We start from the raw sequence: 25939 nt of genomic DNA, 5'->3' as shown, positions 1-25939 counted from the left end.
TTAAATTGGCGAAAACCATCAGATTGCAAGGGCTTGTGCCACTGTCTCAAAACCGATTCTTTCCACCATTTTTGCAAATCGCTCCCCATTTTGACCATTTTCCCGATAATACACCATGGCCTTCTCTACAATATCAAGGGCCTCATTTATTGAATACAACCCCGGAATTTCTCTTCCAATATAGTGTTCTTTCCCAAACATTCCGCCAATAGTTATAGCTACTTGGCCGGGTTTTCGACCTTGTAAGCCTATACAACCAAGTGCTGGCTTTGAACACCCATTTTTGCACCCGCCAATTGTCACTCGGAATTTATTAGGGAGGGTTACATCGTATTTCCCTTTATAGAACCTTTCATTAATAAGTCTTGAAGCTTCCGCCGTGTCAAATAAACTTACCTGACAAACATCCCCTTTACAAGTATGCGCAGGTCTGGCCCTCATCCCGGTACTTCCAACGGATAAACCTACTTCTTGCAATTCTTTTGCAACCTTCTCCAGATCTTCATATTTAATCCAAGGAATTTCAACATTTAACCGTTGGGTTAAGGTAAAATACCCTCGGCCATAGTTCTTACAAACTTCACTGATCTTTTGTGATTCTTCAGCCTTTATGCTTCCGGCCTCGATTAACACCCTGCAGGAGAAATGAATACCATCTTTATAAGCAATATAGCCTCGCCCTTTTAATACCTTTTTTTGTTCAGTGGTTAACTCCATTATTAGTACCTACACTCTCTTAAAAATTACTTTATTACGTTTATATCTAGCGGAAACCCGCTCCTTGTTCCTTGAAGGAATTTTTCCAAGGAATTATAACTTTGAGCGCCATGGAGAGCACGATTATCAATTATAAAACAGGGAACAGTTTGAATTCCTAAACCCTTGGCTTCGGCTAGATCCTGTAATACAGCTTGTTCGTATCTTTTTGTAACAAGGGCATCTCGAAATTCTTCCTGATCTAGTCCAATTTGAGCGGCAATCTCACACAATACATTTAAATCATTAATATCTTTGCTTTCTTGAAACTGAGCTGCAAAAGTTGCATCATGGTATTCATTGCCGAGCCCCTGTTCTTCAGCATACTTAGAGCCTTCTAAAGCCCATCTGGAATGCTTACTTTTTTCATTAAAGGTCATATAGATTCCATATTTTTGCCCTAATGCCTCTAGTCTAGCCTTTGCATTAGTTATATCTGTCGGTGACTTCTCTGGCAGCTCAACACCTTCCGGTCTAAGTTCAAAGGCCTTCCATTCTACAATTAAATTTTTATCCTTGGCCAACTGGTCAAGGGGGATCTTCCCAATCATACAAAAGGGTCATAAAAAATCCGAGAAGACTGTAATTTTGCTCGTCATTTTAATTACAACTCCACATAATAGGGCAATTGCTCGCCTCTTATTGCAGCTAATCTCCACAAATAGTCATTGCCCATACCTTCTCTTTGATCCTCGGAGAACCCTTTACTTTTCAAGAGATTCAATGTGCTCCTATTAGCAGCGTATCCCGACAAATATTTTGCCCCCTGGGCTCTAGCAAATACTCTTAGTTTATTTAATATTTTCTCAATAACATCCTCATTTAGTAAATCAAAGTCCTCATTCTTAACTAAGACTAGGTCATTAATAAAGATTTCTTGTTTATTGAGCTTTGTAATATGGATACTAATTAAAGGTTCTTCATAGCCCAAAGTATCCACCCACATAATCTGTGGTAATTTTACTCCAAGTAAATCTGACAGCTCGGGACTGTTACAGTAAGTGGGGTAATATTCCTGTAAGAGTTGAACAAGTCTTTGATTATATGCTCTAGCTTGGATAGAAATATTATATTGACTAGGATACTGAAGCCGTATTTCATCATCGCGAAGAACCTTTATTCCAGGGTCTTTTCCAATTTCAGACGTTAGGTCTTCAATCGAAAAAAGACTATTAATGTCATCATTCGAGGGATCCCAATTCTCAGCATAAATACGCTGTGCTTTAACAACCATCCTGTGCTCACACCTTTCAATAACTTGCTTGATTTCGACCTAGCTACCTTTTATCACTTCAATATGTACCATGATACAATATTTATTTACAATCTCCAACTTAACATCTTTAATAGTAACTCTACGACTTAGCTATAATAGTCTTTTCTGGCTCTTGGAATATCGGGCTACCCATAAAAAGATTACCTTTATAAATACCGACAATAGTTCTTAACAGCACATAACCCCAAAGTAGCAAAAGTACTATGGTTAGGACTACACTAACCCAGAAAGTTAGGGGCGAGACAAACAAACCTGAGATTTTCTGAGTCGCTATCGTATAAGCAGCTAATGGAAAGATAAATGCCCACCAGCCTAATCCAAATGGAATACCACCTCGACGAAGGTGATAAATGCAAATAAGACAAGTAATTCCAATAACCCAAAATCCAAATCCCCAAATGATTATTGCCCCTAAGTTAGCTAAACCAACAGAATTAATTACTCCCAGGGTAGCGGCACTCTTTGACATATCTATAATTGCAATCGTTGCCAAACCAACTGCGCTTAATAAAATTCCAAAAGACGGTGTCAACTCGGCCGGTGGAAGGGAATGTTGAATAAGTCGAACAAAGATCACAGCACTAATAAATATAAAAAGAAAAAACCCTATCCCAAACATAATTGAGTTTAAAATTAAAATAGACACGCTCCAGCTTGGCTTATGATTAAGACTTTGAATTAATATGGTATTTCCCAACAATAAAGTAGCCATATTGGCGATTGGCGCCATAATCCAAGAAAAATTGGTCATTTCTGGCTTAGGTGCTACTTCAAGCTGAATAATTCTAAAGGTTGTATAGAAAGAGAAAAAGGTGACTCCTAATAATCCTATCGTCCAGGCACTACTCGTAATGACAAAGGATATTGACTCGCCAATAAAGGGCCTCCAATAATTATAAATATTAGTTCCAACAATGACAGTTGCTACCGGCATGGTAACAAAGAAATTACTTGCCACAGGGTGATGAAGATCTCTGCGCGCATACTCAAAAAAAGAAATCCAACGAATCACCCATAGAACAAGTACCAAAAGATATAGAATTTCGGTGAGGGTTGCTGCGCCTAAGCCTAGAACTTTTGCTACAGGAAAGGTAGATTGCCATTGATATAAAACATTAGCAAGTCCCCCTGTACCCATGACTACTGCAAACCACCCTGGTGCAAAGTATTTGATGACATGACGTTCAAGCATATTTAATGTCCCTTCAAGCAAAATAAAGATTTAGGTATGACTTCTTCTCGCAATCATCTCTATCTCAACTTCAGCCTCTAGCGGGAGTGAAGCAACACCAATTGTTGTTCTGGCAGGATAAGGTGCAGTGAACATTCCTTGATAAACTGAATTCATAGCGTTAAAGTTGCTCATATCTGTCAGAAAAACATTCACCTTAATTACATCCTCGGAAGTCAGTCCCGAGGCTTCCAAGACATTGAATAAATTTTTAAAGCATTGTTCAGTTTGAGCAATGATATCACCTGAAACAAGTTTTCCGCTGGCAGAATCTATTGGGGTTTGCCCAGATAGGTAAATAAGTTCCCCAGATTCTACGGCATGGGAGTAAGGGCCAATGGCAACTGCCCCTTTTGCAGTATAAGCTTTTCTTGACATAGAAATTCCTCCTTTGAAACTTAAAAGAAAATCAAACCACCTGACACATTTAAATATTATGTATAAAGTCTTATCCTAGTTTAACTAGAAATAACAATCTAAACAATCCCTCTTTCCCCAAACTTAACAATTTGCCTAGTAAATTATTATTACAAGGTTTCCAGATATCTGTTCATAATAAATGTAAACTCCAAGTAAAAAGAGGGGTAGTTATACCCCCCTAAACTTAACGTACCTCATGAGGTCGTTAAACCCTTACACTAACTTAATATGCCGTTCCAAACCGGAAGCGCTGCAAAAATAATTAAGCAACGTAAAGTTAGTCCGCCAACCATTACAGCCCCATCACAAAGTAATAATCCAATTCCGCCTCTTTCTGAGTTCAGGGCCGAATTCTGATCGCCCGATGTCAGAAGAACCTTTTTATTGCTACGAGCCTGCAGCAGGTAAAATGCTAAGGGTCCAACCAAACCAATAATGACCAGAAGCAGCCAGAAGGGGATTGAGAGAGATTCTGTTAACAACATGTTTGCTGAAATCTTGGCAATTGTTCCTTGACTTCCGGAATAAATTAGGGCAAAAAAAGCAGCAAGCGCAACGATTTCGGTAGCTACCAATCCCAAATGGACTTGAGAGACACGCATCTCATGAACTTGTTGTTTCTCAAAGAAATGTGCTAATAGTGATGTTAAGGACAAGCCCGTTGAAAGAGCAGATACTACAAAAACTACTGGCATCAAGTAAGAGTTCCAAAAAGGTATTCCTTCAACCACTGCTAAAAGCATTCCTGTATAGGCGGCAGTGGCTAAGGCTAGAATAGCACCAAGGTAGGAAATGACAGCTGGGGCTTGTCTCTTCTTCCAGAGAAAAAATGCCTTGATAAAAGCTACGCAGATGAAAGCAGAAAGAATATAAATACCCCAAGTCATAACCGAACTAAAGTTGAGAAACATATTTATAATCAACCAGGGTTTTTTTAGCCCTTGTCCCAAATCAAAAATCAATAGAAAGGCTCCAAAAGCAACAATTGGTCCTGAAACAACATAACCCAGACGATCCAAATTTGTTTTTTTACCCAATAGACCTTTTTCTGCTGCAAAAGAAGCCAGATATGCACCTGCTCCTAGTCCACCTAAGAAAAGGTAGATAGCAATAAGCCAACCCCAATGTCCCATTTTGAAATCCTCCTCTCTTTATTATGCCTTTGGAATTATTATCATTGATGGATTCGTAATTTTAGAGCTAGGGAGCCCTTTATAATCAAGATTTCCCTTTTTAGATAGTTCCTTCATATCACCTATGGTCAAGGCCTTAGTAGGGCAAACTCCTACACAACGAGGTCCTGAGCCTGTATCCTGCAAGTTATAACAGAAATGACATTTAGAAACAGCACCTGTTTTTTTCTGGATATGAGGGGCATGATAGGGGCAGGCATAGAGACAATAACCACAACCAACACATTTACTGGCATCATGAATGACAATACCGTCACTGTCTCTTTTCGAATAGGCTTTTACCGGACACACTTTAGCACAAGCGGGATCAGCACAGTGATTACAACTCATGGATAAAGCATTTCCTTTATCATTTTTAAGAAGCCTTCTCCAAGGAGTATCAGACTCCCATTGGTAAGTCTCTTGACAGATCCTTACGCAGGACTCGCATTTAATACACTTTCCTTCGTCGTAACTAAAACCAATTTGCTTTTTTGTTTTCACAGTCGTGTTTTCTTTAACTGTTTCTTCAGCTTTTAAAACTTTAATTGGCATAATACTAATTGCAGCGACGGTTCCGAGCAATAATCCACCTTTTATTACATTACGGCGGGATAGAGTAACTTGTTTATTAGTCGACATCCCTTTACAGCTCCTTTCACAATCGATTACACATTAGACATAAAAGACATAAAAAAAGTCATGTGCGAAATGACAATTAATTACTCTTTCTACGATAATCTAACATAATGCGACTAAACTCACAATGGAAGTTTTTGTATGAAAATCTACAGTTACTTAAATTTACATTAATATCCAAATCTCCATTACAACAGTGTGAAAAGAAAAAATCTGCTGGAAGCTTACACTTCACAGCAGACCCTTCTTTCCAATGCCCATAATTATTCTTTAATAATTTGCATCTACCATCCCTTACGACTACGCCAAAATTCAGGCTGAATGAGTACCAACAAGGTAAAGAGTTCTAAACGTCCCAGCAGCATACATAGGATAAGGATACTCTCTCCAAAAGGGTTAATTGAAGAAAAAGTAGTAGTAGGACCAATTACTCCAAACCCCGGCCCGACATTGCCCAAAGTTGCAACTGCTGCACTCATGGCATCAAGGGGCTCCATTCCTATTGCAGCGAGGAGGAAAGTAGCTAAGGCAAAAATTGATAAAAAAAGAAAGAAAAAAACTGCGACTGTGTTAAATATGACAGGGTCAACAGTCTTCTTGGCAAAGCGCACATTAATAACCGCCTTAGGATGAATAGCTCTTCTCAACTCTACCCAACCGAGTTTAAAAAGCAGGACGATCCTCGAAACCTTCATCCCCCCAGCAGTAGAGCCCGCACTCCCCCCTATAAACATTAAGCAGAGCAGGATAATCTTGGTTGCTGAGGGCCACTGATCAAAGTCTGCAGACATAAAACCGGTAGTAGTCATGATCGACACTACCTGAAACAAAGCTTGCCGCAGGGAATTACCACCGTCTATCCCCATTGTCCACCATAGGCTTAGGGCAATCAGAAGAGTTGAAACTAGGATGATCAATAGATAAAACTGAAATTCTATATCTTTAAAAATCTTGTTTAACCCGGAACGCCAAGCCTGAAAATATAGGCTAAAGTTAACGCCGGCGATAATCATAAAAATAACAATAATAAGTTCGATCCAAAGATTATCATAATACGCTATACTTGTATTTTTTGTAGAAAACCCTCCGGTAGCCATCGTCGCAAAGGAATGATTAATTGCATCAAACCAGTTCATACCTACTATTATTAGCAGAAAGATTTGAGCAATCGTTAAGCCCAAGTATATCTGCCAAAGCTTCAGAGCATTATCTCGAATTCTCGGTAAAACTCTTTCCGAAGTTGGCCCAGTGACTTCCGCATTAAATAAATGAACAGCTCCAGTCATATTTGGAAGAAAAACAATAAATAAGACGATTATTCCCATTCCCCCAAGCCAGTGGGTTAGGCTTCTCCAAAGCAGTATGCTCTTAGGAAGGATTTCAACATTATCAATTACGCTGGCTCCTGTTGTGGTTAAGCCTGAGACAGATTCAAAAAGTCCATCTAGATAAGTAGGAACAGCCCCACTCAAGGCATAAGGTAATGCTCCGGTTAAGCTCGTCAATAGCCACGCACCAGCTACAATAACAAACCCTTCCCGAACTCCCATGCGCCCATCTTTCTTTCCATAGGCTAAAAGAATTAGCCCCATAACTAAAGTTATTATTATGGACAGAACAAAGGCAAGCACACTCCCCTCCTGCCAAAGCAAGGCCACTAAAAAAGGGATTACCATAAATCCTGAAAATGAGATCATCAGGCGGCCAAGAATATTTTCTACTAACGAATAGTTCACTGCCTTTACCCTGCCTTAAAATAATTTGCTGACTTTCTTCACCAAGTTCGGAAGCGTGAAAACAACTACTCGATCTCCAGGCTGAAGTATAGTGTTTCCATCAGGAATAATTAACTCATTTCCCCGAACAAGAGCACCAATCAAAATGTTATCTGGTATCTTAGCATCTTTAAGCTTACGACCGATTAACGATGCTTTTGCTGAGACAACAATTTCTATGGCCTCTGCTTTTGCCCCTTCCAGCAATGACACCGAGACAATTTCCCCTTGTCGTACCTGCCGTAAAATAACTCCTGCTGTTAGAAGTCTAGGAGATAAGATCACATCGACCCCAACCTTACCCATCAGAGACATATACTCAGCACGCCCTACACGAACAATTGTCTTTTGCGTTCCTAAGTCTTTAGCTAAAAGAGCAAGCAACAAATTGAGTTTATCATCACTGGTCAGGCAAACTACAGCATCTGTTTCTCCAACGCCTTCTTCAATTAGCAGGTCAATATCCGTACCATCGCCACAGAGCACAAGTCCTTTATCTATGATTTTCGCCAATTCATTGCAGCGTTCGCGACTTTTTTCTATAACTTTGACTGATATCCCAACGTGATCGAGAATTTTCGCAAGATGTCTCCCGATTCGGCCTGCACCAATAATCATAACTCTTTCTATCTTTGTTTTTGTCTCAGAGAATTGTTCGCTGAACTTCTCAATTGCCGACTGTTCCCCAACGAAGAAAACACTGTCTTGGGGCAGTAAGTAATCCGTACCATGGGGAATAATCATCCTATTTTGCCGTAATTTTCCTACAACCAAGATTCGATCCGGTAAGGTCAGCTTTTTCAGCTGAATATTAACATAGGGAGACTCTGCTCTAATCCTGACTTCCAAAAGACGCACCTTACCGTCTCCAAAGTCTTCAACATCCAAAGCAGCAGGCGTGAGGAGGATGCGACTAATTTCTACGGCCGTTACCATTTCTGGATTTATCGTTAAGTCGATCCCTAAAGCTTTGTTGAATTCAAGCTGATTCTTTCCGGCATACTCTTGATTTCTTACCCTCGCTATAGTGAGGGAAACGCCTGCTTGCTTAGCAGCCATACAGGCAATCATATTAACTTCATCTCGATCTGTCACTGCAACCATTAGATCAGCCTTTAATAATCCAAAATCAGCTAGAACCTGTGGGCTTGCTCCATTGCCGCTGATTGTCATTACATCCAAATTGTTCTGAACAATAAGGCGCCGTTCCTCATCATTCTCAATTACCGTAATTTCATGCCCCTCTTCAGATAAACGCTGGGCTAAACTAAAGCCTACTTTTCCAGCTCCAACTATGACAATATGCATAGATTTTTTTGTTCTCCTCCTCATTGCTCATAATAAATTATAGGAATAACGTACTGCTATTCGTCAAAGAATCTCTAAATTCCTTTATTTATTCCGATACTTACTTGTTTTAGCACTCTATAGCAACATTTTCTCCTTCTTTTATAAAATAATTCTTTATCAAGCTTGAATAGATCAATATCCTTTTAGGTGAAAGATCAAATTTTCTTAAGCTCTAATTTTGTGGTAGACTATTTTTATCCAGAAATCGAAGGTGAGAGAAGAAATGGTTATCGGAGCTCGAACTATAAAAACAGGACTTGCCGTTGCGACAACACTCTTTATTTGCAAAGCATTTAACATTGAACCTGCTTCCTTTGCGGCAATTTCCGCTGTTGTAAATATGCAGCCTTCTTTTAGTAAATCTCTTAATAATGCTTGGGAACAAATCAGCATCCATCTACTCGCTGTGGTTTCTTCCTTAGTGATGGGATTACTTTTGGGGACAAATCCCCTTATTATTGGAGCCACAGTCATATTTTTAATCTTAGTTTGCAACAGGTTAGACTGGTCGGGTGGAATGGTTATGGGGATTGTTTCTATTATTTTTATCTTAGATTCTCCTCAGGAAACATTTCTCACCCATGCCTTATATCGGTCTCTCAGTATCTTCGTCGGTCTCGGAGTGGCACTGTTTATTAACCGAATTTTGGCACCTCCTAGGTACAAGTCAAAATTAATGAATGATCTCAACACTCTAGTCCACATTACTTCCAGATATTTTTTAGAGAGTCTTTATGCATTTATCCATGCAGGAGATTTAACCTATTATCAGAAGCCTGATCCCGCAGAACAAAAAAATCTCCTGGACGAAGTGACTAGCCTCTATGAACATGCCAGGGAAGAGATAACTCCCGAAGAGCACCCCCAGTTTATAGAACGTTTATTGGAACTATGCCGTGGCTTTATCGAACGCGGAGAAAGCATTAATCAAATGACCGATCAGAGAGTTACACGCAGAAGGGAAACCTATACCCCTGCTGAGCTTCATGAAATAACCTTAGAATTCCAAGAAATTCTTGGTGTTTTATCCATGGGATACGAAAAGCTGGATGAATTAATTATTTCCCTTAGCTCAGGCATCCGAGAGAAGAAAAGCACCGGTACCTACGTGGAGGATATTGCCTATTGGGAGTTATTTGACCAAGCCATTGACAACTGGAATCGAAAAGTCAACGGGGTCTTCTATTTAAGAGCCTTAATGGAAGTATCTGTTGTCGCCACAGAATTGCGTTGGGCAAATCGCCGAACAATATATTTGCTTAACACGATTAATAAACAATCAAAGAGAAATCAGTAATCCCGATCATTTCTTACTACTCTAATATGCTAAAAACTATTAAATGCCAGCACAATCCTGCCGGCATTTAATAGTTTTTGGCAATACTCCAATGAAGTTCAATAGTTGTACTTTTGCACTTACCCATATAGTTAACCTTTTAGGATCTTCCCATATCCAACACAAAAGCTAATATCCTAATCTGCCCAGTGATAATCTGTAAATGGGTCTTCTTCCCTCAAGTTGCCACTATTAGAATATAAGTTTCTAGGAGGAACATAACCATCAGATTCTATTGGAATTATGTCAGATAGATTATGAGATATTTCAACCTCTGTATTAAGTGGGATCATTGCATATAACTCTTCTATCTCAGAATTATTCATTCGTACACAGCCCTGAGAGATATTTCGACCAATAGTTGAGGGTGTATTTGTACCATGTATCGCGTAGTTCATATTGGCCAGTTCCATTGCCCTTGTTCCATATACATTTCTATTCTGCGGAACATTTTTATCAGGGTTCACAACCTTTTTTGATAAGAAAAGTTTCCCTTCCGGGGTTGCGTTATCTTTGCCCAGAGCAACTGGATAGTCGCGAATAATCCGATTCTCGGATAAAACGAACAAATTATTATTATCTTTATCTATTAGAATACGTAGAGGCGTAAACGGGATATCCTTATCATAGGAAAGATTTGGTTTTAGGGCTTCTTTAACCAGAGAAACTAGATCCTTGTCCGCTGAGAACTCCACATACGAAAAGAGCCACCCCCCATCTCTTGTCGGTGAGGTAGTGACAGTATTTTTCATTTTGTATGGCTCTCGAGGGAATTCTGTTAGGTAATTATTAGGGTAGCCTTGATTAAGCTCAGACAACTCTTTGGGCATATATCCATTCTTTTTAACAAATTGGTACAAAGCACTCCTAACGACGGTTGTGGTCTCCCAGAGTTGAACTTTTTTGTTATCCAGAGCTATTTCAGTCTTGATTGTAGGAATATAAACTTGAATATTTTCTCTATTCCCTTCCCAGATTGCTCTGCCAATTTCACGATCCTTATCATCTACAGCGACTACTTGTTTTGCAGTTAAAGGATTGATTTCATATTCCATTTTTAGTTTCTCAATGAGTGCATTTACTATCTTCTCTTTAGTTGAATCTTTTTCAGGAATATTTATCACTAATCGATTATCGCTTATTGCTGTTAGTTCAGGGGGGATGCCTTCTATGACTTCATAAGGCAACATATAGGCGTGATTATGTTCTTTCATAGTCAATGATTCCGTATGAGGTAAAAACACGTATGCGCCTAGAATACTTAAAATAACAGCAGAAATAAAGATTAGGATTATTTGTTTCTTACTATAAGAGGTGGGTCGATTAAGCTCAGCTATCCTCAAATCAGTTAGGTGCATTTCTCGTTCAATTCTTAGACAATCCAGTCGAGCAGGTATAAATCCCTTCCGAAATGAACTTTTTACCAAATTGCAAGAGCGCGCTATTGTTTTGCGATATAAGTTTAGATACTTGTCACCTCTTGTAGTATAGAATTTTTCTAAATAGTCCTTAGCTTCTCGTTCTGCAGCCATTCCAACATGAAACATGGCTTCGGGATTGTCAGCCTGTCTCTGGAATAGCTTATTCCAAAACAGAGGATCATTTTTGGATAGGTAATAACCCTTATCTAAATCAAATAAGTTCGCTTTCAGTCTAGAATTAGACACAACCCAGCACATCCTTCTATACAGTTGTACAATCCATACTATTCAGTAATACCTTAAAATAGACTAATTTACCAAAATATGGTGTAAAACCCATGCTGATTGATCAGGTTCCTAATCAAATCCTGTATAGAATAGCTATAGTATTTGTGTTAAAGTTGTTATAAAATTTAAACTGGGAAGTACCTTGTTAGGGTTAAATAATCAGGTGATTATAAAGGAGTAGGTATGAATCTCAAAGGCATTATATTTGATCTGGATGGGACATTAATCAATTCACTTCCTGTAGTACGAACAAGTTTAAGCCGAACATTATTAAAGTTTACTGGTCGCGAATACTCTGACAAAGAGTTATCCTCTCTATTTGGCCCTTCTGAAGAAGGCATTTTCAAAAAACTGTTTCCTGATATTTGGGAGGAAAGTCTTCAATATTACCTAGACGAATACGACAACCTCCATGTTGATTATGCGGAACCCTTTCCGGGTATTATAGAAGCTCTAACTCTATTGCAAGAGCGCAGGATAAAATTAGCCCTCGTATCCGGCAAGGGCGCTGGCAGTATGAAAATATCTTTACAGCACTCCGGACTTGAACACTTCTTTGAAACCATTATCACTGGTTCCGAACATCGAGCCAGTAAACCAGAACATATTCACCAAATTTTAAATCGATGGCATTTATCACCTAAAGAAGCTGCTTATGTGGGTGATATTGCTTACGATGTTAAGTCTGCTAAGGAAGTTGGTGTTTTATCAATCAGTGCTCTGTGGGCTGAAACTGCTCAGATTCAAAAAGTATTAGCAACTAATCCCGAATACTCCTTTGCTAACGTCGAATTGTTTATTGATTGGATCAAGAAAAACTTTCCTTAACCAAGGATATCTGTAACCATATCGGACAATCATTCATACTATACAACAGGTAAAACAAGGATTTTCACTTCTAAGACTTGCTCGAGATCTTGAATTCTTATGGACTGTGTAAACAGTCATATGAAGGTAAGGAGTGATGTTATGTTTTACCGACGATCTAATGCATCTTGCCGTCCAACACCTAATCCATCTCAATGCGGCCCCCTTCCGGGAACCGTTCTGCGAATTTTCATCCCCCCTGGTGCCGTTATTAATCTCTTAAACCTTGTTGAGGTTGCCTCACCCAGTGGAATTTGCTTTATTATTCGTTTGCCTTTCCTTGCTGGCGGATCTGGCAATGCTATGAGTCTGGACTCTATCGTTAATGCAGTTCAATCAGCCGGTGGTACAGTAGATTTTGCTTAGAATCTGCAGCGGTCAATCGACCGCTGTCTACATACCTTCACAAATACGAAGTTGGTTAGCGCTGCCCGCTTCCAGCCTTTTTTTATTACTACTTGAATAATACGGCTATAATAAATTGTAGAATTATGTTATTGTTGAACATAGGTGACTGTGACAAAGGAGGAGTATAAATGCTTCAGCTTCAAAAAGTATCTCTAGAAATACAAGGAGATATCGATTTTGAAATTCTAAAGAATATTAATTTAGAATTTCATGAGAAAAAAATATATGTTGTTACCGGCCCTAACGGAGGTGGAAAGTCCTCTCTAGCTAAAACTATTATGGGGGTTTACAATCCCACCTCAGGTCAAATCTTACTAGACGGAATAGACATTACAGCTAAGAATATTACAGATAGAGCTCGCCTAGGCATTGGATATGCTTTTCAAAGCCCTCCTCGCTTTAAGGGAATCAAAGTAAAAGAGTTATTGAAAATGGCCGCCTCCCATAATCCAGAAAAAGTAAATATTTGCGATCTACTCTACGATGTCGGCTTGTGTGCTCAAGACTATTTAAACCGTGATGTTGATACAAGCCTCTCAGGCGGAGAAATGAAAAGAATCGAGATCGCAACTGTACTGGCCAGAAATCTCAAGGTTGCCGTTTTTGATGAACCTGAAGCAGGAATCGACTTATGGAGTTTTCAAAAACTCGCTGAGACTTTCAAGAATATCCACTCGAAGTATGATACAACAATCATACTTATTTCCCATCAAGAGCGTATTATGGAACTTGCCGATGAAATTATAATTATGTCCAATGGTACGGTCAGTGCACAATCTGAGCGAGATATAATCCTTGCCGGAATTATGAATAATGATTCTTGCACATGTAGTGCTAAATGCGTGAAAGGGGTTGGTCAGAATGCTGAATGCGTTGGATAAGCTAATGCTAGAGAAAGTGGCCGATCTCCATGAGATTCCTCAAGGTGCTTTTAACATCCGGAAAAATGGGGCTGGAGTTCAGCGAAATACAACGGCCAATATTGATATTGTCACAAAAGAGGACAAGTCTGGAATTGACGTAATCATAAAACCCTACACCAAGGGAGAAAGCGTTCATATTCCAGTTATCGTAACGGAAGAAAACATAAACGATGTTGTTTACAATACCTTTGAAGTTGGTGAATACTCAGACGTCTTGATAGTGGCCGGATGTGGAATACATAATTCAGGACACCATAAATCTCAACACGATGGGATTCATACCTTTTTTGTTCGAAAAGGGGCTAAACTAAAATATGTAGAGAAACATTATGGACAGGGTGACGGCAACGGAGAACGTGTTCTAAATCCTAAGACAATTATCGAGGTTGAAGAGGGTGCAGTTGTCGAACTTGAGTTAATTCAAATAAAAGGGATTGACCAAACAAAAAGAGATACAGAAATTCGGCTAATGGATAATGCTAAGCTTGTGGTTACTGAGCGACTTCTAACCTACCAAGATCAGGAAGCTGAATCAAACATTACCGTCGAATTGTCAGGGGTAGATTCTTCTGCTCAAATAATATCTCGTTCTGTAGCACAAGATGATTCCAAGCAAACATTCTATTTTGATTTAATAGGACGCAATAAAGGTCGTGGCCATATCCAATGTGATGCTATAATCATGCATAACGCACAGGTTCTCTCCACCCCAAGAATTTCTGCACATCATAGTGAAGCTCAGCTTGTTCATGAGGCCGCAATCGGGAGAATAGAATCAGAGCAGCTGATTAAGCTAATGTCCCTAGGTTTCTCAGAACAGGAAGCAGAAGATACTATCTTAAACGGTTTTCTTAAATAGCACCTTTTATTGTTTATAAACAAACCACACCCTTTGTATAACTAAAGGAGGATGCTGCTAATGTTCAAAAGGATTCTAGTACCCACAGACGGCTCTGAATCATCACGTCGCGCCCTTAAGTCAGCTTTAGAAATAGCTAAAAAGTTCAACTCAGAAATCGAGCTTTTTCATGTGACCCCAACTCCTGAAGCTTATTATGGGTATCATATGGGATTTACTAGCATCATAGATCAGGAGCAAATCGATAAGAGTGGAGAGTTAGCCTTGGAAATCACACTCAAAGGCATCGACATCGGAAATGTTCACTTGACAAAGAAGCATATATCCGGGCACGCTGCCAGTGGCATCTTAGATGAAGTAAGAAGAGAGTTCGATCTGGTGGTTATGGGTACAGTTGGTCACGGTGCTCTTACCGGAGCACTTATCGGAAGTGTCACTCAACGGGTTATGGCTCAATCCCCTTGTCCGGTACTTATCGTTAAATAACTATGTAATCCTAAAAAACTTCCTATAAAAAACAGGGCTAGACTTTAAAGTTCTAGCCCTGTTTTTTATCTTTAAGCTTTTCCTAGTCTTTTGCTAGTTTAACTAAAGCTTCATTAGTTACTCTATAAACAGTCCAATCCTCCATTGGAACAGCCCCCTTGCTTTTATAGAACTCAATAGAAGGTTCGTTCCAATCGAGACACCACCATTCTAATCGACCGCACTTCCTCTCAATCGCGATTTTTGCGAGCTGAGATAAAATGATCTTCCCTATCCCTTTACCTCGCATTTCTGGTTTAACGTATAGATCTTCCAAATATATACCTGGCCTTCCTAGAAATGTCGAAAAATTGTGGAAGAACAAGGCGAAGGCTACCGGTCTATCCTCATACTCGCCGATAAGAATCTCTGCCTTTTTCAGCTCGAATAAAGATTCTCTTAGAATTTCTTCTGTAGCTACTACTTGGTCGAGCATTTTCTCATAGTCCGCTAATTCTTTAATAAAAGATAATATCAGCGGGATATCCTCTGCTTTAGCAAATCTCAGCTTAAAGTTTGCTAGTCTTGTGTTCATAAGCTCCTTCATACTCTCTCCTTAGTTTTCTTACGTGAGTAGAAATAATCCAGTTAAGGCTGGAAAAACTAATTAGGATAATTAATACTTGTTGTTGACACTCCTACTCAAATAGATTTTAATGGTAAATAGACTATTTAATATGGATGTTTGGAGGGGTTAAGTTTTGAAATATCTCAACCTATTATTGTTAGCTATTCCGATTAGTATTTTTTTGCATCTTTCCGGTCATTCACCCGTCTTACAGTTTGTTGCCGCTTGTTTGAGTATAATTCCACTTTCCGGATACATGGGCAAGGCAACAGAGGAAATCGCTATCTATGTTGGGCCAAGATTAGGGGGGTTGTTGAATGCTACTTTTGGCAACGCAGCAGAACTTATTATCACAGTTTTTGCCCTCAAGGCTGGATTGGTTGAAGTCGTAAAAGCTTCCATTACAGGTTCTATTATAGGCAATCTTCTTTTAGTGTTAGGGCTGAGCATGCTTCTGGGTGGTTTTAAGTACAAAGTCCAGAAATTCAATAGGGCTGCAGCTGGTATGCATACCGCTATGCTCCTAATGGCAGTGACGGGGTTGATCATCCCGGCAGTCTTCCTCAACACACATTCTAATCCTGCTGCCGAGCCCTTAAGCCTGGGAGTTGCAGGAATCCTTATGATTGTCTATATCCTTAGCTTGGTTTTTTCTTTACATACACATAAAGATGTTTTTCGACCAAGCCAAGAGTGTTCAGATTCTCCCAGTTGGTCAAAACCCAAATCTTTTTTAATTCTCCTTATCGCTACTTTTTTTGTAGTGATAGAAAGTGAACTCCTGGTAGAAGGAATTGATCCGGTGGTAAACACCTTAGGCATCAGTGAGCTGTTTATTGGAGTTATAGTCATTCCAATCATCGGCAATGCCGCTGAACATTCCACAAGTGTCCTGATGGCTATGAAGAATAAAATGGATATCAGCTTAGAAATTGCAATAGGTTCAAGTACCCAGATTGCACTCTTTGTCGCTCCTTTATTAGTTTTCCTGGGTTATTTTATTGGCCAACCTCTTGACTTATTATTTACAGGGTATGAACTTATCGTCATTATTATGGGCACAGTAATCACTGCCATGATAAGTATGGATGGCCGTTCAAACTGGTTAGAGGGTGCACAACTGCTGGCAGCTTATTCTATTATGGCCTTAGCATTTTTGTTTGTCTAGCAACTGCGTGTTAATTTTAAAGCATCGATACACTTTGCATACTAAGCCCGAATAAGGCCCTTGTGCTGGAAGTTATATCTTCCCGCATAGGGGCCTTTATATATGTCATCATTGCATCCATTGTAGAATATAGCCCTGCCTAAAACATATTAATAATTTACATAAAAGCATCAAAAAACCTTCATACTAAAACAAAATTAAACCTGAAAGGAGGTTCCTATGAAACTATCTAGCAAAACAAAAAAATGGCTCTTGATAGGTGTGCCATTACTTGTACTCTTTGGATTCTTTGTGGTTGCTCAGTACGAACGGACATCTACTACTCATTATTGCGGAACAACCTGTCATATTATGAAGCCGCCGTATGAAACTTCTTTTCACAGTGTCCACAGGGAAACAAATGGGGTAGGCTGCAAGGATTGTCACATACCACATGATAATATTCTCGAGCAAATTGTCTACAAAGGATATTCAGGTGCCAGAGATTATTATAAAAACACCTTTGCTCCACCGGATGTCTTACACACCAAAGAATGGAGCAGGAACATTCTCCAACGCAACTGCCTGCGCTGTCATTCTACCGTCGTTTCTAGAATCAATACCAGTGACGGAAAACAATGTTTTGAGTGTCATCGAGGAGAACCCCATGAACCCCCAACAATGCCTTTCTCTAGTCAACCAATACATACAGCGATTCGCTGAAAAATGGAGGTATACTATAAATGTTTAAAACCTGGCGTAGTTTTCTATTGCTCAGTCTAATGCTTATGTTGTTCGGATTCCTGGTACTTGGTTGCAAGCAACAATCGCCAACTCCTCCTACAACGGCTACTATCCCCGAAGGAGAATTAGATCCCGCCGTCTGGGGAAAGGCCTACCCTGATCATTATGCCAGTTATCTGGAACAAAAAGAACAAATCAAAGGCAACTCTAAGTATGGAGGCTCCGTACCCGAATCCCATCTCAAAGAGTCTCCTGCTCAAGTAAAACTATTCGCCGGATATCCTTTCTCTGAAGATTACAATGAAGAAAGAGGTCACGTCTGGGCCTTAGAGGATGTCACAAGGACACTTCGTGTCGGTCCAAAAACTATTAGCTCTTGCTGGAACTGCAAAAGCCCTAATGTTAAACCCCTTGTTGACAAAATGGGGGACTCTTTCTGGGCAACCCCGTTTGCTGATTTAAAGGATCAAATCAAACATCCAATTGCCTGTGCGAACTGCCACGACTCAAAAACAATGGAACTGACAATTACAAGCATTCCTCTTCTTGATGCTTTGAAAACCAGAGGAATAGACCCTACTAAATTGAGCCGGCAAGAAATGCGCACCATGGTCTGTGCACAATGCCACGTTGAGTATTACTTCAAACCCGATAACAAAAAAGTTACCTTCCCTTGGAACTATGGTCTGCGCATGGATGATGCAGAAAAGCAATATACAGAAATAAATTTTAAAGATTGGGATCATAAAGAAAGCCAGGCTCCGATGCTGAAGGCTCAACACCCAGATTATGAACTCTTCTCAACAGGTGTACACGCTGCAAATGGCGTGGCCTGTGCGGATTGCCATATGCCCTATGTAAAACAAGGGCAAAGTAAAATATCCTCCCATCATCTGCAGAGTCCTCTTAATCATATCTCCCAATCCTGTCAAACCTGCCATAAACAAAGTGAAGAGTATTTAAAAAACCAAGTTATCGGCACCCAGGATCAAGTCTATAAAGCAAAGGTTGCCTTAGAAACTGCACTCACTGACGCTATTAATTCTATTACAACAGCTTCAAATAATCCTGCTGCCAAAGCAGATATGATGAATGAAGCTAGGAATTTACATCGTAAAGCTCAGTGGAGATGGGATTATATCTCCGCAGAAAACAGCATGGGTTGGCACAGCCCAAAAGAAGCTCTACGTATACTTGGGGAAGGCCTTGATCTGGCCCGTCAAGCACAACTAAAAGCAAACCTCGGGGTGGGCGCAAACGTCGCAGGTGCTGCTAATCCTGATGCAGGAAAAACGCCAGGTTCAGGCACTGCCGTTGAGGCAGCAGGCCAAGGTACTGCACCAAAGCAGTAATTCTCAAAAAAGAGCAAGTTAGTCTACTGCGGTATGTATTCTTACAGCAACAGCTTTTTATGAAAGAACTGTTAGCTTTTAAGAAGAACAACCTATAATAGACTTCTTGCTCTTACTATTATATAGAGATATGCAGTTCACTAGATTAGTTTACGAACCACGAAATTATCTTCAATAAGAAGCCAGTTTTGCGGAAAATCATTGCCTAATACCCAATAATAAAAACCCCGAATCCCCAGTTCCTTTACTAAGTCGAATTTCGCTTGCATACTTCGGGCATCCTCAAACCAAACTTCATGTTGTTTACCCTGTTCGTCAGTATATCTAAACCAAGGAGCTTGAGAAACTCTGTCATAGTTAATAGTTGCACCATAACGAACAGCCAATTGCAAAGCCCGTTGCGGACTAATAGATCTCGCGAATTTGCCTCCTTCAACATAGGGTAATGTCCAGTCATATCCATAGAGCGGCATCCCCATCATAATCTTTTCTTTCGGCACTACAGAAACAGCATATTCCATGACATTTCTCATTTGAGGCAAGGGAGAGACTGCCATCGGTTTCCCACCGGACCATCCCCATTCGTATGTCATAAAGAAGATGAAATCAACCACTTGACCGATTAACTGATAGTCATGCCCTTCATACAAAACCCCTTTTTGCTCAGCCCTATACTTTGGGGCTAAAGCAGCAGAAATATAGTACCCCCGAGGTTTTAATAATTGACGCGCCTTCTCTAAGAAGCGGACATACCTTACCCGATTTTGAGCCCCCAAATACTCAAAATCAAAATCCAACCCCCTATATCCCTTCTCATTCATTATCTGAAGAGCTTGGTTAAGAACACGGTCTTGCATGGCTTCACTGGTCAAGATAGCTGTAGCAATTTCAGTGCTGAATTGTCCCTCCTCAAAATTGGTCAGTACCAAAAGGGGTAAGACTCTATCCTTATAGGCTGCATTTATCGATGGCTGATCATCCACAGGGGTAAGATTCCCCTCGCGATTAACAGCATAGGTAAAAATTGCAAGATAAGTCAGATGCTCTCCTACTTTGTCTACATCCTCAGCGGAACTGCCCCGGGTCATTCTCGGATCAATATAGGCATTGGTTTCTACGGCCATCTTAGGCCTTTGGGGCAAATATAGGCGCAAGCCAACGGGGAGAGTATTAGGATTTTGAATATTATTGATGCGGACTAATTCCTCAACCGAGACATTGTAACGACGACCAATTGACCATAGGCTTTCACCAGGTTGAAGGAAATGATATCGCCCTCTGATTGGGATAACAAATGTTTGCCCTACTGCCAATCTGCTGGGGTCTGGAATTTCATTGGCTTCAACAATTTCCTGGGCGGAGACCCCGTAAGCTCGGGCTACCTTACCAAGAGTATCTCCGGGTTTCACCACATGAATTTGCATATAAATCCTCCTCTAAACATAGCGATCCTTCCTGTTAATTTATGTTTAGAGAATGATGCTCGCGCCTATAAATTCATAAATGCACCTAAAAATTAGCTTATGAGTATAATCGGACATCCACTTTAACATCATAAAGGGTACTTCCCTCAGCTCTATCTGTCAGACGTTGTGAAGTAAGGGCATTGACCGAATAAGTTCCCAGCATCTTTTCCTTAGAAAAAAGACCCTCAGTGACCAAGACTCCCTGGGGAACAGTCGCTGCTATCTTAAGTATAAACACTACCTCGCCACGATCATTAAATGCTATTACTTTCTGGCCATCTTGCAACTTCTTGTCTTCAGCATCTTTAGGATTCATTTGCAAATAAGCCTCTTCCTTTTTCTGCAGCAAATCAGGCCGTTCGTTAAAAGAAGAGTTTAAAGAATATAGACTTGGGGCACTCATCAGGTAGAAAGGGGCGTCATCCTCGTAAGGGGCAAAATAGCGCGGTAAAGGTTCGGTTTCGACGGGGCTGTATATTTCAATCTTGCCCGATGGAGTGAGATAGGTGGTTTTGTAGTCCTGGGGCAAGGAAAGTTCCACAGGGCGCCCTGCTTGGAGATTTGCCATATCGACCCCTGCTAACCATGGCGTGGGAGGATCAAGCAATTGATCAATCAAGTCATCTGCGCTTTGAGCAAAGAAAGACTCTTCATAGCCCATTGCTTGAGCAAGTAATTGAAAGACTTCCCAGTTCGACTTAGCCTCTCCAAGGGGGGGAATTATTCCAGTCGCTCGTTGAATACCGTAATGTCCGTATGCCCTATAAATATCTGAATGTTCTAAGGAGCTGGTAGCGGGTAAGATAATGTCAGCATAACGAGCTGTATCTGTCATAAAACGTTCGTGGACAACTGTAAATAAATCTTCTCTTGATAACCCTTTGATTATCTTTGTTTGATCTGGAGCAACAACTGCAGGATTGGAATGGAATACGTACATGCTCATAATCGGCGGCTCAGATAGTTCTGTTAATGCTTGGCCCAGCTGATTCATATTTACAATTCGGGGTTGCTCAGACAAAAAATCTTCACGAGTTACTTTGCTTGTAACAAAGGCTGAACCCGTTGATATGCTTTCCAGCAGCCCTCCTCCGGGCTTTTCCCAAGCACCGACTAGGGCAGGAAGACAGGTAATAGTTCGTACAGTCATTGCGCCATTCCCATAACGACAAAGTCCCGAGCCCAAAGCAATAAAAGGCCCCTTGGCTTTAGCATAGTGAAATGCCAATTCTTCGAGCAACTTTACATCAATTCCAGTAATCTGACTCACTTTATCAGGAGTATAATCCGGTAGGATTTCTGATTGCAATTGTTCAAAGCCTTGTACATGCTTGGTAACGAAAGGTAAATCTATCCAGCCTTCACGTACCAGAATGTGCATTATGCCGAGAGCCAACGCGCCATCTCTTCCGGGTTTGACCAAAACAACTTTATCAACAATCTTAGCAGTAGGATTTTCATAAGTATCTATGAGCCATACAGCAGCACCACGCTTTTGGGCTTCTTTTACGTTTTGCAGAAGATGGATGTTTGTGGCCAGAGCATTTGTACCCCATAAAAGGATAAAGTCGCTTTTCTTCACTTCATCCGGATGTGGCGCCAGGGTATTTCCCATAACGGAAGACCAGCCATAACCTTTGGCCGAGGAACATATAGTTCGTGCTAATCTCGAGGCCCCGAGTTTGTGAAAAAAGGCCTCCCCGCAATTACGTTGAACAACTCCCATTGTTCCGGCATATGAGTAGGGCAATATAGCTTCTGCACCATAGTTAGAGATAATCTCCTTCCACCGGTCCACAATATATTGAATCCCCTCATCCCAGGAAATAGGTTTAAAATTTCCCGCTCCTTTTTCGCCAATGCGTAGAAGAGGCTGTGTTAATCTTTGCGGGGAGTGTACCGTTCGTTCATAATGATTCATCTTAGGGCACAAAGTACCTTTGGTGAAAGGGTGCTCAGGATCACCCTTTACCTTTACGGCTTTGCCGTCAATAACTTCAATTAAAAGCCCACAGGCATCCGGACAATCAAATGGGCACACTGACCTCTTCATTTCAGTATTCATAATCCACTTCCTCTTTTTTGAACATTTTCGAAGTATAATCCGAACTAAAAAGCAATGGTTCCTTCATATAATATCTAATTTTCACAAAATCTCAACTTTAAGAACTATAATATTTCACACTTTGCACCATTTACTTTAACACTTTTAGGATATCCTTTAAATGTAGTTAATTAGTTGGTGTAAAGAACCAACTCAACATAAAAAGGAGGAAATATAATGGAAGAGGATGTTCGTTCAACACTCGATGACAATATTAACAATATTAACACTTTTAGCAGCCCAAACACTACACAATCCATTTCTCGACCAAGAGCTCAGGGCAAGGTATTGGCTTATGCCAGCTTATGTTTAATTAGCGCAGTTATCGGAGGCCTTTCTACTGTTGCGGCAATTCCCTATATCTATCCTACAAGTACTGTCGCACCATTGGAATCAGCTAATTCTTCCTTTACCCAGGTTGCTAATTATACAACGGATCAAACTATTTATCCGGTAGCTCAAATTGCTAAAAATGTTGGCCCAGCTGTTGTGGGGGTTGCCAACTTTCAAACCGGCCGGTCTTTCTCAGGGAAATCAGATCTTCAAGAGGTTGGAAGCGGTTCCGGTTTTATAATCGACGCAAAAAAAGGGTATATCGCAACTAATAATCACGTAGTTGAAGGTGCCCAAAAAATTACCGTCAGCTTAAGTGACGGACGTACTCTTGATGCAAAATTGATTGGGGCCGACCCACGAACAGATCTTGCAGTATTGCAGATTTCGGATACAACAAACCTTACAGCGGTAGAGCTAGGAGATTCTTCAAAAGTTGAGGTCGGTCAGTCAGTAGTTGCTATTGGTAATCCAGGCGGGGACGAATTTGCTCGGTCTGTAACCACGGGGGTTATTTCTGCCACTAATCGTACTCTAAACCTTCAAGGAGTAGCCAGTTACAATCTGATTCAAACAGACGCAGCTATCAACCCTGGTAATAGCGGTGGGCCACTAGTCAATTATCAAGGCCAAGTCATTGGAATTAACTCCGTAAAATATGCCGAAACCGGATTTGAAGGAATGGGCTTTGCTATTCCAATTTCCGATGCTTTACCAACGATACAACAATTAATTGCCTCAGGTGTTGCCAAACATCCCGCTCTTCTTGTAAGCACCGATGATCAATACAACACCTACGCTAAAACCAACAACAAACCTCAAGGCGCCTACATTTCAGCAGTGACTCTCAACGGCCCGGCGGCTAAGGCCGGTATACAGCAAGGAGATGTCATTACTAAGATCAATGATACCGAGATACAAAATTCTTCAGATCTGATTCGGGAACTCTATAAAAACAAAGTAGGCGACAAAGTAACCTTAACTTACATCCGAGATGGGCAAATAAAGCAAACCGAAGCCATCCTAGGGGAATTAGCTTCAACCTAAAACTTTGACACGGGGGCGGTTCTTCTGTCGTTAGACAAGAGAACCACCCCCTCAACCTGTTTTTCACGCTATAGAACAATTTTTGATTTGATTTCTATTCCCTTAGCATATTTTTCGATAAGTTCTTCTGAATATTTTAGATATTCTCTCACATCTTTTTCCCCATTAAAAGAGAAAAGACACATTAGGATTTCACGGACATCGTTTGTGATCATGGCTCTTTCAGAGTCACTGGTAGGACTTCCGAAACTTCCTAGGGCATCAGTTAAGACAGGAAGACTAGATATATTGATTAGTTCTTTACCTATACCTTTGTATTGTTCTTCCTTCTGACCAATTCTTAGGATAATAGGACTCTTTAAGTTATTAAGATTATATGAACCAATTGGAAAAGTAGATTTTAATGAGATCAGATTATTGATATCCACAACGTTGTTAATCTTATAAACACCCTTACCCTGCAAGACCCTTCTTATAAGAGCTTCTGAAGATAACCTATATCTACTTGGAGCCTTACCCAATTTTTTATAGGCTTCCCTACCCGCCTTTATTCTGGGTAAAGCCTCCAACTCTTCTACATGTATCTCTCTCTGTAGAACATCACAGCAACTGTTTATTTCTTCCCAAAGTTCCTTCGGACTACTTTCAACACTTACTTTTGCTTGGATACATCCAAGGACGAGATCAGGACAAAGTTCTTTTAATTCCTTGGATATGATAATGTCGATCATAAAATATCAGACCCCTTTAATCATCCGTATGTATTGGGACTCCTGCAACAATCAACTCCATTATATAGAGAATTTGAGAAAAATACAGAACATTGACCGGTTTGCCCTTTATAATCCGTTTCGTTTAAAAGGATATCGTTATAAGAAGGCAAAGTATAATTTTTAGGCAACTTACGCACGTTAAAAATAACCCACTAATTAAACAAATTTTTTGAATGGAAGGGATGAAAAAATGTCAACTGATTACAAATTTATTGCTTTAGACCTCTATCAAGAATGTATTGATCCACTGGACTCTGATACGCATTCAAAGCTGCTTGCGGAAAAAGAACAAGCTTTTCAACACGCCTGTCAATGGACGACTCTCCATCCAAATTCACCTTCTGACCTTTAACTTAGGATTTTAGCCCTCTGTAGATTCCCGTTCTTAATTCGTCGATATACTCTTGCTTCTCTGGCATGTCGGTTAATTCCGCCAGCGCAACGGATAGTTCAACATTATAGGGTACCCTTACAAGAGATATCGCTAATGATCCTTCATCTCTATTCCCTAGGTTCCCTTCAATTATTCCATAAGAAGCTTGGGTTATGTCAAGTGGATTGCCGACACTTCCCACATTGAAAATTGTCTTTCCAGAGAAATTATCAATGTGGGCACTATGTATATCACCATATCCAACAATATCTGCTTCAACGTTAAGGGTTGGAGTAGCCTCAAACAGTTTTAGTCGCTTATTTATTTCCGATGTAAGGTAAACTCTATGGAATAAATCATTGGGAGACGCATGGCATAGTCTTAATAATTTACCGCTAATATAAAACTCTTTATAGATTGGAAGACTCCTTAAATAATCCAGCCTCTCGATACCTAATCTATCCTGATGCCACTTAAGTACTGGCGACCCGCTTTGTTCTGATAGATAGCAGTCCCAATTCCCTTTAATAACTATTTCAGTCCGTGCTTTAATTAGATCGACTGTTTCAGTAGGACTAGGCCCTTTTCCCGCTATATCCCCCAAGCAAAAAATTCGCCGAATACTCTTCGATTCAATATCTTTCAATACAGCCTCTAAAGCAGGCAAATTGCCATGAATATCTGATATAATCGCGATTCTCTCCATGCCGCTCTCCTTGTTTCTTAACCCTATAACTTTTTCTTCTGACTCTTAACTTTTTTTCACTCTCAAGGTTTTGCTAGTAT

Annotated in this window: 26 protein-coding genes; 11 read left to right on the top strand and 15 right to left on the bottom strand. The window is 40.2% G+C overall.

All coding sequences use genetic code 11. The features are described from left to right. Positions 1-18: 18 nt before the first annotated feature. The 9 genes from DP73_RS15090 to trkA all read right to left on the bottom strand — a co-directional run bounded on the left by DP73_RS15090 (position 19) and on the right by trkA (position 8577). Complete coding sequence (locus DP73_RS15090; protein ID WP_034600548.1) at positions 19-717, bottom strand: sulfite reductase subunit beta; 699 nt, start codon at positions 715-717, stop codon at positions 19-21. Between the two features lie 26 nt (positions 718-743). After that, positions 744-1355, bottom strand: a complete 612-nt coding sequence (locus tag DP73_RS15085) for a DsbA family oxidoreductase (RefSeq protein ID WP_081963058.1) — start codon at positions 1353-1355, stop codon at positions 744-746. Positions 1356-1360: 5 nt separating this feature from the next. Continuing rightward, on the bottom strand, positions 1361-1990 hold the full coding sequence (locus DP73_RS15080; protein WP_034600546.1) for a hypothetical protein: 630 nt from the start codon (positions 1988-1990) through the stop codon (positions 1361-1363). A gap of 121 nt (positions 1991-2111) precedes the next feature. Further along, entirely contained in the window at positions 2112-3224 is a 1113-nt protein-coding gene (locus tag DP73_RS15075) for a C4-dicarboxylate ABC transporter (protein ID WP_034600545.1), read from the bottom strand. Positions 3225-3254: 30 nt separating this feature from the next. Continuing rightward, positions 3255-3641, bottom strand: a complete 387-nt coding sequence (locus DP73_RS15070; protein ID WP_034600544.1) for a Rid family detoxifying hydrolase — start codon at positions 3639-3641, stop codon at positions 3255-3257. 260 nt (positions 3642-3901) lie between these two features. Further along, complete coding sequence (gene nrfD, locus DP73_RS15065) at positions 3902-4816, bottom strand: NrfD/PsrC family molybdoenzyme membrane anchor subunit (RefSeq protein WP_034600543.1); 915 nt, start codon at positions 4814-4816, stop codon at positions 3902-3904. 21 nt (positions 4817-4837) lie between these two features. Next, the gene (locus DP73_RS15060; RefSeq protein ID WP_034600542.1) at positions 4838-5497 is read right to left on the bottom strand and encodes a 4Fe-4S dicluster domain-containing protein; all 660 of its coding nucleotides are present in this window, start codon (positions 5495-5497) and stop codon (positions 4838-4840) included. 281 nt (positions 5498-5778) lie between these two features. Next, positions 5779-7230: a TrkH family potassium uptake protein gene (locus tag DP73_RS15055; protein WP_034600541.1), complete on the bottom strand. Its 1452-nt coding sequence runs from the start codon at positions 7228-7230 to the stop codon at positions 5779-5781. Between the two features lie 15 nt (positions 7231-7245). Then, positions 7246-8577: a Trk system potassium transporter TrkA gene (trkA, locus tag DP73_RS15050; protein ID WP_034600540.1), complete on the bottom strand. Its 1332-nt coding sequence runs from the start codon at positions 8575-8577 to the stop codon at positions 7246-7248. Positions 8578-8842: 265 nt separating this feature from the next. Between trkA and DP73_RS15045 the strand changes: the two genes are divergently transcribed. Continuing rightward, entirely contained in the window at positions 8843-9916 is a 1074-nt protein-coding gene (locus DP73_RS15045; RefSeq protein WP_052090705.1) for an aromatic acid exporter family protein, read from the top strand. A gap of 176 nt (positions 9917-10092) precedes the next feature. Here DP73_RS15045 and DP73_RS15040 read toward each other — a convergent pair whose 3' ends face one another. Then, positions 10093-11622: a L,D-transpeptidase gene (locus DP73_RS15040; RefSeq protein ID WP_034600539.1), complete on the bottom strand. Its 1530-nt coding sequence runs from the start codon at positions 11620-11622 to the stop codon at positions 10093-10095. A 225-nt stretch (positions 11623-11847) separates the two neighbouring features. Here DP73_RS15040 and DP73_RS15035 point away from each other — a divergent pair, with 225 nt between their 5' ends. From DP73_RS15035 to DP73_RS15015, 5 genes are all read left to right on the top strand, one after another. Continuing rightward, on the top strand, positions 11848-12492 hold the full coding sequence (locus DP73_RS15035; protein ID WP_034600538.1) for an HAD hydrolase-like protein: 645 nt from the start codon (positions 11848-11850) through the stop codon (positions 12490-12492). Positions 12493-12633: 141 nt separating this feature from the next. Beyond that, on the top strand, positions 12634-12897 hold the full coding sequence (locus DP73_RS15030; RefSeq protein WP_034600537.1) for a hypothetical protein: 264 nt from the start codon (positions 12634-12636) through the stop codon (positions 12895-12897). Positions 12898-13067: 170 nt separating this feature from the next. Then, positions 13068-13820, top strand: coding sequence for an ATP-binding cassette domain-containing protein (locus DP73_RS15025; RefSeq protein WP_034600536.1), 753 nt, complete (start codon positions 13068-13070; stop codon positions 13818-13820). Further along, positions 13801-14721: a SufD family Fe-S cluster assembly protein gene (locus DP73_RS15020; RefSeq protein ID WP_034600535.1), complete on the top strand. Its 921-nt coding sequence runs from the start codon at positions 13801-13803 to the stop codon at positions 14719-14721. The genes DP73_RS15025 and DP73_RS15020 overlap by 20 nt, the downstream gene beginning before the upstream one ends. A gap of 60 nt (positions 14722-14781) precedes the next feature. Then, positions 14782-15207 carry a universal stress protein gene (locus DP73_RS15015; RefSeq protein ID WP_014901757.1) on the top strand — a complete coding sequence of 142 codons (426 nt, stop codon included), beginning with the start codon at positions 14782-14784 and terminating at the stop codon, positions 15205-15207. A gap of 82 nt (positions 15208-15289) precedes the next feature. Here the strand turns inward: DP73_RS15015 and DP73_RS15010 are convergent, their stop codons facing one another. Continuing rightward, positions 15290-15793, bottom strand: a complete 504-nt coding sequence (locus tag DP73_RS15010; RefSeq protein ID WP_205623399.1) for a GNAT family N-acetyltransferase — start codon at positions 15791-15793, stop codon at positions 15290-15292. A gap of 154 nt (positions 15794-15947) precedes the next feature. On the opposite strand from DP73_RS15010, the gene cax reads away from it, so the two are divergent. From cax to DP73_RS14995, 3 genes are all read left to right on the top strand, one after another. Further along, positions 15948-16982, top strand: a complete 1035-nt coding sequence (gene cax / locus DP73_RS15005; RefSeq protein ID WP_034600534.1) for a calcium/proton exchanger — start codon at positions 15948-15950, stop codon at positions 16980-16982. Positions 16983-17201: 219 nt separating this feature from the next. Then, positions 17202-17684 (top strand): NapC/NirT family cytochrome c, encoded by a 483-nt coding sequence (locus tag DP73_RS15000; RefSeq protein ID WP_034600533.1) that lies wholly within the window; start codon positions 17202-17204, stop codon positions 17682-17684. A 20-nt stretch (positions 17685-17704) separates the two neighbouring features. Then, positions 17705-19057, top strand: a complete 1353-nt coding sequence (locus DP73_RS14995) for an ammonia-forming cytochrome c nitrite reductase subunit c552 (protein ID WP_034600532.1) — start codon at positions 17705-17707, stop codon at positions 19055-19057. A gap of 140 nt (positions 19058-19197) precedes the next feature. On the opposite strand, the gene DP73_RS14990 is transcribed toward DP73_RS14995, so the two are convergent. Then, positions 19198-20481, bottom strand: a complete 1284-nt coding sequence (locus DP73_RS14990; RefSeq protein WP_034600531.1) for a glycoside hydrolase family 18 protein — start codon at positions 20479-20481, stop codon at positions 19198-19200. Between the two features lie 97 nt (positions 20482-20578). Then, on the bottom strand, positions 20579-22588 hold the full coding sequence (locus DP73_RS14985) for a molybdopterin-dependent oxidoreductase (protein ID WP_034600530.1): 2010 nt from the start codon (positions 22586-22588) through the stop codon (positions 20579-20581). Between the two features lie 216 nt (positions 22589-22804). Here DP73_RS14985 and DP73_RS14980 point away from each other — a divergent pair, with 216 nt between their 5' ends. Next, positions 22805-24007: a trypsin-like peptidase domain-containing protein gene (locus DP73_RS14980; RefSeq protein WP_205623398.1), complete on the top strand. Its 1203-nt coding sequence runs from the start codon at positions 22805-22807 to the stop codon at positions 24005-24007. A gap of 68 nt (positions 24008-24075) precedes the next feature. Here DP73_RS14980 and DP73_RS14975 read toward each other — a convergent pair whose 3' ends face one another. After that, positions 24076-24738 (bottom strand): phenylalanine--tRNA ligase beta subunit-related protein, encoded by a 663-nt coding sequence (locus tag DP73_RS14975; protein WP_034600529.1) that lies wholly within the window; start codon positions 24736-24738, stop codon positions 24076-24078. 232 nt (positions 24739-24970) lie between these two features. Here DP73_RS14975 and DP73_RS23500 point away from each other — a divergent pair, with 232 nt between their 5' ends. Continuing rightward, positions 24971-25132 (top strand): hypothetical protein, encoded by a 162-nt coding sequence (locus DP73_RS23500; RefSeq protein WP_165574416.1) that lies wholly within the window; start codon positions 24971-24973, stop codon positions 25130-25132. Between the two features lies 1 nt (position 25133). Here DP73_RS23500 and DP73_RS14970 read toward each other — a convergent pair whose 3' ends face one another. Further along, a complete protein-coding gene (locus DP73_RS14970; protein WP_034600528.1) occupies positions 25134-25859 on the bottom strand; it encodes a metallophosphoesterase family protein in 726 nt (241 codons plus the stop codon). Positions 25860-25939: the final 80 nt, after the last annotated feature.

The sequence above is a fragment of the Desulfosporosinus sp. HMP52 genome, from assembly GCF_000765145.1.
Classification (GTDB): Bacteria; Bacillota; Desulfitobacteriia; order Desulfitobacteriales; family Desulfitobacteriaceae; genus Desulfosporosinus.
The sequence above is the reverse complement of the archived record's forward strand: the minus strand, read 5'-3'. Positions and strand labels throughout refer to the sequence as shown.

Coding starts and splice junctions, on each gene's coding strand:
- DP73_RS15090 (WP_034600548.1), bottom strand. CDS start 717: ATGGAGTTAACCACTGAACAAAAAAAGGTATTAAAAGGGCGAGGCTAT.
- DP73_RS15080 (WP_034600546.1), bottom strand. CDS start 1,990: ATGGTTGTTAAAGCACAGCGTATTTATGCTGAGAATTGGGATCCCTCG.
- DP73_RS15075 (WP_034600545.1), bottom strand. CDS start 3,224: ATGCTTGAACGTCATGTCATCAAATACTTTGCACCAGGGTGGTTTGCA.
- DP73_RS15070 (WP_034600544.1), bottom strand. CDS start 3,641: ATGTCAAGAAAAGCTTATACTGCAAAAGGGGCAGTTGCCATTGGCCCT.
- nrfD (WP_034600543.1), bottom strand. CDS start 4,816: ATGGGACATTGGGGTTGGCTTATTGCTATCTACCTTTTCTTAGGTGGA.
- DP73_RS15060 (WP_034600542.1), bottom strand. CDS start 5,497: ATGTCGACTAATAAACAAGTTACTCTATCCCGCCGTAATGTAATAAAA.
- trkA (WP_034600540.1), bottom strand. CDS start 8,577: ATGCATATTGTCATAGTTGGAGCTGGAAAAGTAGGCTTTAGTTTAGCC.
- DP73_RS15045 (WP_052090705.1), top strand. CDS start 8,843: ATGGTTATCGGAGCTCGAACTATAAAAACAGGACTTGCCGTTGCGACA.
- DP73_RS15035 (WP_034600538.1), top strand. CDS start 11,848: ATGAATCTCAAAGGCATTATATTTGATCTGGATGGGACATTAATCAAT.
- DP73_RS15030 (WP_034600537.1), top strand. CDS start 12,634: ATGTTTTACCGACGATCTAATGCATCTTGCCGTCCAACACCTAATCCA.
- DP73_RS15025 (WP_034600536.1), top strand. CDS start 13,068: ATGCTTCAGCTTCAAAAAGTATCTCTAGAAATACAAGGAGATATCGAT.
- DP73_RS15020 (WP_034600535.1), top strand. CDS start 13,801: ATGCTGAATGCGTTGGATAAGCTAATGCTAGAGAAAGTGGCCGATCTC.
- DP73_RS15015 (WP_014901757.1), top strand. CDS start 14,782: ATGTTCAAAAGGATTCTAGTACCCACAGACGGCTCTGAATCATCACGT.
- DP73_RS15010 (WP_205623399.1), bottom strand. CDS start 15,793: ATGAAGGAGCTTATGAACACAAGACTAGCAAACTTTAAGCTGAGATTT.
- DP73_RS15000 (WP_034600533.1), top strand. CDS start 17,202: ATGAAACTATCTAGCAAAACAAAAAAATGGCTCTTGATAGGTGTGCCA.
- DP73_RS14995 (WP_034600532.1), top strand. CDS start 17,705: ATGTTTAAAACCTGGCGTAGTTTTCTATTGCTCAGTCTAATGCTTATG.
- DP73_RS14990 (WP_034600531.1), bottom strand. CDS start 20,481: ATGCAAATTCATGTGGTGAAACCCGGAGATACTCTTGGTAAGGTAGCC.
- DP73_RS14985 (WP_034600530.1), bottom strand. CDS start 22,588: ATGAATACTGAAATGAAGAGGTCAGTGTGCCCATTTGATTGTCCGGAT.
- DP73_RS14980 (WP_205623398.1), top strand. CDS start 22,805: ATGGAAGAGGATGTTCGTTCAACACTCGATGACAATATTAACAATATT.
- DP73_RS14975 (WP_034600529.1), bottom strand. CDS start 24,738: ATGATCGACATTATCATATCCAAGGAATTAAAAGAACTTTGTCCTGAT.
- DP73_RS23500 (WP_165574416.1), top strand. CDS start 24,971: ATGTCAACTGATTACAAATTTATTGCTTTAGACCTCTATCAAGAATGT.
- DP73_RS14970 (WP_034600528.1), bottom strand. CDS start 25,859: ATGGAGAGAATCGCGATTATATCAGATATTCATGGCAATTTGCCTGCT.